Consider the following 2,843-nt stretch of genomic DNA (forward strand, 5'->3'; position numbering starts at 1 on the left):
GGCCAAAGTTGAGCCTAAGAGCGTTTGCGCATCGGGTTTACCCCTATTATGTTGCGTGGCGTGCGGGCGGCCCAACCAGACCACATCTGGGGCATCGATATAGTCTGAACGCAAATGCATAAAACGCACCTGCTCGCTACGGGGGCTGGTTGGAATGACGTAACGGATTTCCACATCTTCATTGGTGACCACCACCCGGTCGATCAGCAGTTCAATCAGTTTTCGCTTGTGCTCGAAGGTCGCTGTCGCCAAACTCTGCTGTACCCGACGGCAAAAATCCTCGGCTGAAGCCGCCAGTCCGGCGACCTCCGCGTGGCTCGCCACTTGATCTTGAAGCCGGTGCTGTTGTTGCTCAAGTGCCTGGCTGCTGTGTTCCAGTTCAGTTCGTCGCCGTTGATACTCACTGAGCGGAATGACACCGCTCAAATAGGCCTCGGTGAGCCGCTCAATCTGGTGTTGCAGACTGCTCTGCCCTTTGCGCAGATTCTCGCGCCTGGCTTGCAACTCCTGTGGCAGCCACTGCCCGCCGTGGGCACGAGCCAGAGCTTGAGCGATGGTCTCCGGATGAGTGAGCAACTGACAGAGGTCTTGCCACACTAAGTCATCCACCTGGCCGGCGGGGATGAAGCGTGAGGCGCACTTTTCTTCCTGGCGGCGCTGGATACTTCTGACCTTGCCCGTACAGATGTAATAGCGATGATCGGGCTGCAACCTCCGAGCCTGGCAAGCCAACTGGCACTTCCCACAACTGACCAGCGCCCGTAACAGATATTGGTTCATCTTGTTGTTGCGGCGAGCGAAAGACTGATTATGAGCCAGTTTCTCCCGCGCCAGATCAAACTGTTGCTGGCTGATGATGGCCGGGATGCGGGCCACCGCAATCCATTGCTCTGGCGGCACCAGCACACCGCTGTTGTGCGGATGCCCGATGGGATGGGTCGCTGACCTTCGCACCTTGGGAGGACGATAATGATAGCGCCCGGCATAGACTTGTCCGATGTAGGCCGGGTTGGTCAAAATGGCCCTTAAAGTAGCCAGGCCCCAGCGCGGCTTGCCGTTGGGCGACGCGATGTTGAGATCGCACAGGTGTTTGGCGACGGATAAGAGAGAGCTGCCATCCTGTAGATACCAGGCGAAGATTTCGGCGACGACAGCCGCCTGTGCTTCGTCGATGCGAACGCCGCCTGGGTCACGAGGGCGTTCAGGGTTGAGGCGGTAGCCATAGGGAGCTCGAGTCCAGGGTAAGAGCACACCGGCCCGCAACTTCATCAACCGTCCGCGCCGCATACGCTCGGTAATCAGGCTGCGCTCGTATTCGGCCACCGCGCCACGAATTTGCAACAGGAGTTGGTCGTGGGGGTCGGTGCTCATCGGGCGATCCAGAAACTCAACCTGGCCGCCGAAGCGTTGCAGTTCTTCAAGCAGCAGCACTTGATGAACATAGTTGCGCGCCAAGCGATCCGGGTCGGTAATCAAGATGACATCGACATCAGCGGCGGCTACCTTGTCGCGTAGACGGTCGAGGCCAGGCCGGCGGAGGATGGCACCGCTGTAGCCATCATCGCGAAAAATGTTCTCTTGAGAAAGGCTCCAACCTTTCGTTTGGAGGTGCGTCTGGAGCCGTTGGAGTTGTTGATCGGCAGTCTGAGCATGAACTTGCCGCAGGGTCGAGACCCGAATGTATACCGCTACTCTCATGGGAAGTCTCCTGTTCGACGAAGGATGAGCATCGCAGCAGGAGTTGAAAGGCTGAATCCCAGCGGCGCTGAGCGTCTGGGTGTTGGAGCAGAGTGCGAGACAGTTGCCATTGATGTTTCATAAATCCCTCCGCGATGAGACGTCTCATCGGGAGGGTATATGGGTTTAGGCTTGAAAAAACGGCATCAGCACAGGAGAGCAAAGTTTGCGCAACTTGAGCCGTGCCGTGCGGATCAGGCAAAACTTGTCATTTGCGACCATACCATCGACATCACCTATCTCTGGACGCAGGAGGGATGGCTCTACTTAGTCGTATTCCTCGACCTCTACTCGCGGCTCATCGTGGGTTGGGCGGTGTCAGAGGGCCTTGAGACCGAGTTTATCGAAGCCGCCTTCATCCAAGGGCAGGGGCGGCGAGGCGGTGCGGTTTCTCCGCTAGTGCATAGTGACCGCGGCAGCCAGTACGCGAGTCACTCGTTCCGGGCGAAGTTAGCGGCGTGGGGTTGCCCGCAGAGTATGTCGCGGCGCGGCAACTGTTGGGACAACGCCGTGACGGAGAGCTTCTTCGGCATCCTGAAAGCTGAACTCGGCGACAGGTTCGAGACGCGGCGGCAAGCGAGCGATCAACTCTTCGACTACATCGAGGTCTTTTACAATCGTCAACGGATACACTCAGCCAGCGGGTACTTGCCGCCGGCAGAGTACGAAGCGCGCTACCGGGCGCAGTTGAAGCAGGCAGCGTGAGGCTCGAAGGTAGTCTTATCTGCCTCTCCACTAAACGGGGTAAGATTCACTCGGGTCATGCTGGTGCACGGGTTGATGGACACCAAGAGCCCTACGACCTCGTCACCACCAGCGACTTGACGTAGCCTAACGCAACTTGCTTATATTTTCATCGGTGGTGGAGAAGCACCGCTTCATGATTGCTGGTGCAAACTTTGTTTATAGAGCAGCGAGAGCCGAGTGGTCCCCAGATAACACTTCACGCCGCGAGCACGGCTTCCCATACCTGTGGCACCAATGCTCCCACTTGGCTAATGCTTGAGATGTCGTATTGCCCCTTCCTAATCTTCTGCGCCAACTCAATTCCACTCAGTGTTACGGCGGCATTCGCAAATCGCTTGAACCCGAGCATCGGATAGTAC

Annotated in this window: 2 protein-coding genes; one reads left to right on the plus strand and one right to left on the minus strand. The window is 57.5% G+C overall.

Going from position 1 to position 2,843, the window contains the following annotated elements; all coding sequences use genetic code 11:
- Positions 1-1,698, minus strand: a 1,698-nt coding sequence (locus tag M3436_20440) for a recombinase family protein (GenBank protein MDQ3566340.1), incomplete at its 3' end; no start/stop codon positions are given.
- A 171-nt stretch (positions 1,699-1,869) separates the two neighbouring features.
- On the opposite strand from M3436_20440, the gene M3436_20445 reads away from it, so the two are divergent.
- Positions 1,870-2,442, plus strand: coding sequence for an IS3 family transposase (locus M3436_20445; protein MDQ3566341.1), 573 nt, complete (start codon positions 1,870-1,872; stop codon positions 2,440-2,442).
- Positions 2,443-2,843 lie beyond the last annotated feature (401 nt).

The sequence above is a fragment of the Pseudomonadota bacterium genome (genome assembly GCA_030859565.1).
Lineage (GTDB): Bacteria > Pseudomonadota > Gammaproteobacteria > JACCXJ01 > JACCXJ01 > USCg-Taylor.